This is a genomic window from Modicisalibacter coralii, assembly GCF_004117855.1.
Classification (GTDB): Bacteria; Pseudomonadota; Gammaproteobacteria; order Pseudomonadales; family Halomonadaceae; genus Modicisalibacter; species Modicisalibacter coralii.
This window is the reverse complement of the sequence record NZ_QWBW01000054.1, coordinates 24,311-30,324: the sequence shown is the minus strand read 5'-3', so window position 1 is coordinate 30,324 and position 6,014 is coordinate 24,311. Positions and strand designations below refer to the sequence as shown.

4 protein-coding genes and 1 CRISPR repeat array are annotated in these 6,014 nt (G+C 62.7%); all 4 genes read right to left on the bottom strand.

The window, feature by feature from the left end; translation table 11 throughout:
- Nucleotides 1-6 precede the first annotated feature (6 nt).
- A CRISPR array of direct repeats spans nt 7-1,836; the repeat unit is 28 nt; unit sequence TTTCTGAGCTGCCTGGGCGGCAGCGAAC.
- Nucleotides 1,837-1,965: 129 nt separating this feature from the next.
- The 4 genes from cas6f to csy1 are packed head-to-tail and all read right to left on the bottom strand — an operon-like array spanning nt 1,966 to nt 5,938.
- The gene (cas6f, locus tag D0901_RS20600; RefSeq protein ID WP_129142168.1) at nt 1,966-2,535 is read right to left on the bottom strand and encodes a type I-F CRISPR-associated endoribonuclease Cas6/Csy4; all 570 of its coding nucleotides are present in this window, start codon (nt 2,533-2,535) and stop codon (nt 1,966-1,968) included.
- Between the two features lie 3 nt (nt 2,536-2,538).
- Complete coding sequence (gene csy3 / locus D0901_RS20595; protein ID WP_129142167.1) at nt 2,539-3,576, bottom strand: type I-F CRISPR-associated protein Csy3; 1,038 nt, start codon at nt 3,574-3,576, stop codon at nt 2,539-2,541.
- A gap of 23 nt (nt 3,577-3,599) precedes the next feature.
- Nucleotides 3,600-4,586: a type I-F CRISPR-associated protein Csy2 gene (gene csy2 / locus D0901_RS20590; protein ID WP_129142166.1), complete on the bottom strand. Its 987-nt coding sequence runs from the start codon at nt 4,584-4,586 to the stop codon at nt 3,600-3,602.
- A complete protein-coding gene (gene csy1, locus D0901_RS20585) occupies nt 4,583-5,938 on the bottom strand; it encodes a type I-F CRISPR-associated protein Csy1 (RefSeq protein ID WP_129142165.1) in 1,356 nt (451 codons plus the stop codon). The genes csy2 and csy1 overlap by 4 nt, the downstream gene beginning before the upstream one ends.
- Nucleotides 5,939-6,014: the final 76 nt, after the last annotated feature.

Here is a 6,014-nt window from a genome sequence, read left to right as displayed (position 1 = left end):
CAGCATTTTCTGAGCTGCCTGGGCGGCAGCGAACGGTCTTCGTCCGCACCAATGCCGGTAATGACATTTCTGAGCTGCCTGGGCGGCAGCGAACACGACATGCCCGTTACGAAACTACTGGCCATGTTTCTGAGCTGCCTGGGCGGCAGCGAACTCGTGCGGATCGATCGCATCCGCGATGTCTACTTTCTGAGCTGCCTGGGCGGCAGCGAACAGTTCGCTCGCCCGCATGGACCCCGTTCTCGATTTCTGAGCTGCCTGGGCGGCAGCGAACCCCCCGCCTCGTCGACGGTGACGTAATCCCCATTTCTGAGCTGCCTGGGCGGCAGCGAACTGGGGCGCCGCTGGCTGGCGGCGCCTCGATGATTTCTGAGCTGCCTGGGCGGCAGCGAACGCGATGGAGTCGTGGCGCGACGCGGTGCGGACTTTCTGAGCTGCCTGGGCGGCAGCGAACTGTCAGAAGTGCGGACGCATCGACCAGCGTCTTTTCTGAGCTGCCTGGGCGGCAGCGAACGACACGAATGAGCGCATCGGCAATTTCCTTCATTTCTGAGCTGCCTGGGCGGCAGCGAACCGCCACCACTGCAGGGCGAAAGGAGGCCGTCCTTTCTGAGCTGCCTGGGCGGCAGCGAACCATTTACGGCCCGATCGCGCAGCAGCGCGTGATTTCTGAGCTGCCTGGGCGGCAGCGAACGCGGCGGGCGACTTCCTCGGGCGAGTCGTCCATTTCTGAGCTGCCTGGGCGGCAGCGAACATCGCCCGGCGAGATGGGATGCCGATTGTCTGTTTCTGAGCTGCCTGGGCGGCAGCGAACCCAAGGAACTCGGCTTGCTAGTGGCCGTGGCATTTCTGAGCTGCCTGGGCGGCAGCGAACAACGCTCGAAGACGCCGGCAACCCCGACGGGGGTTTCTGAGCTGCCTGGGCGGCAGCGAACTTGATAGCTACGGGTACGGTTGACCTTGAACACTTTCTGAGCTGCCTGGGCGGCAGCGAACATACTGGCGGCGGTGCGGGCGGCAATCTGGGTTTTCTGAGCTGCCTGGGCGGCAGCGAACGACCGGGACGCCATCGGCCGCGTGGCATTCGCTTTCTGAGCTGCCTGGGCGGCAGCGAACGGCAGAGAGGTAGTCGAGCTGCTGGACCAGGTTTTCTGAGCTGCCTGGGCGGCAGCGAACCGGGTGAGCAGGGCGATCACCCAGGCCTCGAATTTCTGAGCTGCCTGGGCGGCAGCGAACATGTCTGGTGACAGAATCGTCATCGACCCCGATTTCTGAGCTGCCTGGGCGGCAGCGAACGGGAGCGCCCGAGCCGGACGCTTGCGGTTACATTTCTGAGCTGCCTGGGCGGCAGCGAACAACAGCGACCTGGTAATCGCACAACTTGATATTTTCTGAGCTGCCTGGGCGGCAGCGAACAGCCGCTGGGGGTGATCCTACGGCTACTCAAGTTTCTGAGCTGCCTGGGCGGCAGCGAACGTGTGGATGCGCCGACGGTAGGGCTCGAAATATTTCTGAGCTGCCTGGGCGGCAGCGAACGGCGAGCTTCACCTGGCTGCCGTTGAGCTGCATTTCTGAGCTGCCTGGGCGGCAGCGAACGCCCGCTCGCACCTGCATGCCCTGAGCTTCCGTTTCTGAGCTGCCTGGGCGGCAGCGAACTCACTCAGGGCCTAGCTGCCGGCGCCCTGCGTTTTCTGAGCTGCCTGGGCGGCAGCGAACCTCTCCGGCACCCTGCGGGATGCCACCGGGGATTTCTGAGCTGCCTGGGCGGCAGCGAACTTGCCGGCCTCGATGAACACCGGGCGGTCCCATTTCTGAGCTGCCTGGGCGGCAGCGAACTAGAGCTTTTTCAAGCTAATACCCTGATTGTTAAAGAGCAATAGCCATGAAGCGCGACGCCTCCCTTTTTGTGGAGGCGTCGCTAACCCCTTGTTTTTCCGAATGCTATAAAAACGCACGAAAAAAGGGTCAGAACCAGGGGATGGTTGCCCCCTGGCTCAGGCCATAGTGATTGAAGGAGCCAACAGCCGGCGTCGGCTGCGGTTCGCCATGCTCGATGAACAGGGCGAAGCGTTGCAGGCTGGACCGGCTGTTGAGTGAAACGAAGGGCAAGTTGATGCGAGGTTCGTTGCTGCGTGCGAACCTCGCTCGCGCCTCTTCGAGGTCGATAGCATGCCGCCGTGCGTAGCGCTTCACCTGGCTGTCGTTGCCGGTCTTGAACTGCCGGCGCCTGACCACGCGATGCAGCACTCCGTCTGGTACTGGCAGAATGTCGCCGGTCTCGACGAGTTCGCGCATGCCGGCGAGCCAGGGTTGCGCCATGAGTTGCGTCAGGCTCTGGTGTTGTCCGTGCAGGCGCAGCCGGTCACCCGGTGTGCGCGCTCGCACGCCGGTCTTGTGATCCGGAAAGCTCACGCCGATGTCGTTCGCATCCTGGTCGAACAGTGCGCGATGCAGCCGGCCATAGAGCGCGCTCATCAACATGGATGGCGGAAAATCCGGGTCGGGACGCAGGCGAAGGTCGATGTAGTGGTCCATGGTTCACCCCGCGTCGCCGAAGACACCACCACGGATCAGGGTCGCCATCACGAAGTGCTGGTTGTCGGTCGTCGGCGCCTGGTCCTTGAGCAGCCAGTTGTCGAGCAGGTTGTAGAAGTCCACTTTCTGCTTCGGTTGGCGATAGGCCGTTCCCTGGGTGGTCACCGAGCCGTAGGGCTCGACAGCGATCGGCCCCAGATCGCTGCCGTCCGCCGGCGCCGGGTACCAGGTGTCGATGGTACGCAGGGCGTTGCCGATCTTCTGCGAGTGAATGGCGGCGCTCTTGTCGTCGCCAATGCTGTAGAGCGTCTTGCTCTTGTCGCCGCGGGCGCGGTCGAGGATCAACTCCTGCGACGGGAAGACTTCCTGGCCGGCGCCGATACGCGCAAAAGCGACCACATCCAGCAGCAGGTATTGCTCGCCGGCCAGTGCCTTGGCGATCACCTCGCCCAACGTGCGAGTCTGCTCGTCGCCAGTGAAATCTCGCGTCGAACGTTCCAGGGCATTGTCGAAGGTCCACGCTTGTTCGGTCTCCCCGGCCCGGGTCTGGCGCACCGTCACTTCGAGCGCTTCGGCCTTGAGACGGTTACGCCACAGGAAGCGCCCGTTGGCGAGGTTGCACGCGTAGCGATGGGCCAGTTCCTGAAAGCCGTGCTCGCTGGCGTAGCTCTCGACCGCCTGCTTCAGCTTGGCTTGATAGTCGGCACTGTTGCAGGCCGAGGGGGTACCGGCACCGGCCAGCACGCGCAGCGTGAAGTGTACCGCCAGGGTGTCGGCATCGTGGGGCAGCGCGGCGACGTCTACGGTCTGAAGATTGGGATTTTCGATGGCGGCATCGAGCTTGGCCGGGTCCTGATCCTTGGTCTTCAGGCGGTTGGAAATGGTGCCGCGCACGGACTTTTCCGTGACCGGGATGTGGGGCCAGGCGGTGAATTGGTCGCGCTTGTCCCAGTTGCCGGCGCTGAACAGCGCATCGGAGGGGTCGAGCTTGCGCTCGAAGGCGAGGACAGAAGCGGTTTTCAGAGCGTCGTTCTTGGCCATGATGGATTCTCCGGAAAAGGGGCTCAACTGAAGTCGTAAAGAGATTCAAAGGCGTCACTGACAGGGCGGTAGTCGTTGCAACAGCGGTATTGCTGCGACTCCGCCCCTGTTTGCGGATACCAGATCAGTTGTTCGGCTTGTTCGAGGCGATGGGGACTGACCCACTCCCCGACCGAGAAGAGGCTTTCGACGAATTGAAAGGGTGTGGTGCTGTCGCGTGTATTGGCCACACTGCCGGCTGGCTGCAACTCACTGAGCGCGCCATAGCCCACCGGTATCGGAACGATCCAGCCAAGCGCATGGCGATCGTGCTGCCAAGCCTGCGCCTCGTTGTCATAGCGCCAGTTGATGCGGGACAGGGAAAGCCAGGCATCGAGCCGTGTCGTATCCGGGGCTTCCTCTCGCAATTCGGCCAATCGTTCGTCGAGCAGATCGTCGCGCGACACCAATGCAAACCCGGGTAGCAAGCGCATACGCAGTTTCCGGAAGGCATCGAGTCGATCTCCCTCGTCTCCCGTGAGGTCAATGATCTGCGGCTGATGGCGATACAGACCGGGCTGTGGCGGTGGCATCACGGACCCACCCGCGATACGCATGGCGCCGACCATCTCCTGTATCGTGGCGGTATCCTGGCGCCTTGCCTGTTCGTCGCGCTTCCAGCGCTCGCTGTCGAGCGCCAGGATCAGGCTGACTTCCATATGCATGCGCCCTTCCTCGACGATGGCGGCGGTGCTGCCATCCTTGCCTACCGGATTGCGCGTCAGATGAAAGGTCTTGATAAAGCTGGCTTGGGTCGCCTGCTCCTGATGGTGGTGGCACACCACCCCGATCCCCTTGAAGGCGATATCGAGACCGGCGGCACGCGTCTTGCGCTCCAGGGCCCACATCATTCCCATGAAAGCGGTGATCGCGGGGAATCCGTGCGTCAGCGGACTGGAAATGGCATTGGCGTTCTGCACGTTGATACGCGGTAGGGCGAGTAGGTGACTGAACGTGGGGGAGGTACTCATGCGCGTTCCTCCGGAGCTCGCCGCTGCATGGGCACGGGCCAGGCGGCGTCGATGATCGCTTGTCGTGCCCAGTGACGATATTCACTATCGCCTACCGCGGTGGCGCCTGCCCGACGCAGTTGGTCGTTGAGCCAACTGGCAAAAATGCCCGCGACCTGGTCTGGCCAGTCGCCCCAGTGGTAGGCCTCGACGAAGGCCTGGTCCTCTTCCCCACCTTCACCGAGCGGGCGAGGTGCAAGCGTAAGGCGCTCCGGGTCCAGCCACAGGCACTCGCAGAGCGATAACTCACAGCGATCGTCGCGAGTCCACCCCGGCGATAACTGGCTATGTATCGCAGCGGCAAAAAAGGGCAATTTAGCGCCCAACCGCTGCTCGAGTGCCTCGCGCTCCTGGCGGGTTTCCATTGTCTTGCTTCGCTTGGATAGCACCAGCCGGGCAAGCTCCCGGACGAGCGGCCTGACACCGGCGAAAAAGGTGAAGCGTTCGGTCGAGGATTCCAGCCCGAGCAGGTTGGGCGGGCGTTGTTGCGACCAGTTGGGCGGTAGCGATGGCAGCAGATAGTTGGCACCACCACGCTCGCTATTCAGCTGCGATATGTTCTGGGGCTTGGTCCCTCCCATCTTGCGTACGGCGAGGTTGCGGTAGTCGCGATAGACGCGCGTATCGGCCTGCTTCGTGCGGACGGCGGCACGAACATCACGATTCTCTTCGCCAAAGCGTGCGCTCTGAATATCGGCATGCACGCGATGGGCCAGGGCGCTCGAGAACAGCGGCTGCAGCAGGTGGAAGTTATCGTCGGTGGCCGCATTACCCTGCGTCAGCCAGTACACCTGCTTCGCCAGCGCATGGGAAGAGAAGGTGCCGCTGCGAACGAGATTGCCGAAGGCATCCATCCGTGATTGAGCAATGGCTTCATCGGCATGCAGCGCCTGCAGCAGGTCGGCGTCCCTGGCCTTGACCCATTCGAGCAAGGAGCGGCCTTCGACTTCGACTTTCAGGAACTTGAAGACATCCAGCGCGGCGGCATTGCCAACGACGTCTTCGGCGAAATCATCCGCCAGCGAGTGGCTACCGATTTCATCATGCTGTGGCAGGGTCTGCGGGGGAATGTAGAGGCTGGTGCCTCGTGCGTCCGGATGGCTGGCCTTGAGCACATGGGTGACGGCCTGAATCTGACCGACGCGGCGCGCGGCATCCGCAAGCCAGGTGTCGTACTCGTACTTTGCAGCGGCCGCGGCATCGTCTTCCCGACCTTTGAGCTTGGCCACGCGGCGTTCGTCGATGAACGTCGCGATGGCGAGACGAAAACGTTCGATGCGGGAGACGCCATCGTTTTCGGTGGTTTCATTCATGGGCATTCCAAACCGTTGGACCCTGATGGGCCCCGGGTTATACAATCCCCACGGCTAACTGCCGCCGTGGGGCGTG

Bases quoted from the DNA above. Each gene is read 5' to 3' on its own strand.
- cas6f (WP_129142168.1), bottom strand. From the start codon at position 2,535: ATGGACCACTACATCGACCTTCGCCTGCGTCCCGACCCGGATTTTCCG.
- csy3 (WP_129142167.1), bottom strand. From the start codon at position 3,576: ATGGCCAAGAACGACGCTCTGAAAACCGCTTCTGTCCTCGCCTTCGAG.
- csy2 (WP_129142166.1), bottom strand. From the start codon at position 4,586: ATGAGTACCTCCCCCACGTTCAGTCACCTACTCGCCCTACCGCGTATC.
- csy1 (WP_129142165.1), bottom strand. From the start codon at position 5,938: ATGAATGAAACCACCGAAAACGATGGCGTCTCCCGCATCGAACGTTTT.